The following is an 855-nucleotide window of genomic DNA, read 5'->3' as shown; positions in this document are numbered from 1 at the left end:
GAAGAAGCAAATACTGCAAAAAGAACAAAAAAGGCTTGAAAAAAGTCAAAACCCAATAAAAACGACATGCCAAAAGAGCCGAAAACCATCAAAAAAGAAACAAAACGCAGACCCCCCCCCCATCGGGCTAAAAAAAAAAAAATGTCTGTAAAGGATGGGTTATGAGTGGGTTAAGAAAAAGATCGGAAAAACATTTAAAAAACTCTTCGAAAAGTGTTGGATAACTGGAAAAAGGTGGTACTTTTGCACCCGCAACAGCGAAAAGCGCTCTTAGAAATGCCGGCAGGAATGGGAATCAGAGGAAAAGAGATTTTTCGAAAAAAAAGATTCAAAAAGGCTTGCAGGATTCGGAAATGCTTTTTACATTTGCACCCCGCAAAACACGGAAAGTTCCTTGAGAGATTGTTGAGAAAAATAGAAAAAGAGAGGCGAAAAAAAAGTTTCAAAAATTTTTAAATTTTTCTTGCGAGAAACAAAAAGAAGCTTTAGTTTTGCACCCGCTTTGAGATACAGGCGAAACAAAAAGAAGACACGTTCGTAGACATATTGAATTGACAGCCGTTCCGATGCAAATCGGAACAAAAGAAATAAGAGCAGTAGGATCGTGAGATTCGAAACAGCCAAAAAGAGAAGCATCGAATAATAATATAAAAATATACGATGAAGAGTTTGATCCTGGCTCAGGATGAACGCTAGCGGCAGGCTTAACACATGCAAGTCGAGGGGTATGCGTCTTCGGATGCAGAGACCGGCGCACGGGTGCGTAACGCGTATGCAATCTGCCTTTCACAGAGGGATAGCCCAGAGAAATTTGGATTAATACCTCATAGCATTATAGAGTGGCATCACTATATA

General features: G+C 39.8%; 1 rRNA gene. It reads left to right on the top strand.

The features are described from left to right. Positions 1-657 precede the first annotated feature (657 nt). Positions 658-855 (top strand): 16S ribosomal RNA (locus EG814_RS20885); the annotation flags it as partial.

This window comes from Flavobacterium ustbae (genome assembly GCF_003946915.1).
Classification (GTDB): Bacteria; Bacteroidota; Bacteroidia; order Flavobacteriales; family Flavobacteriaceae; genus Flavobacterium; species Flavobacterium ustbae.
The sequence above is the reverse complement of the archived record's forward strand: the minus strand, read 5'-3'. Positions and strand labels throughout refer to the sequence as shown.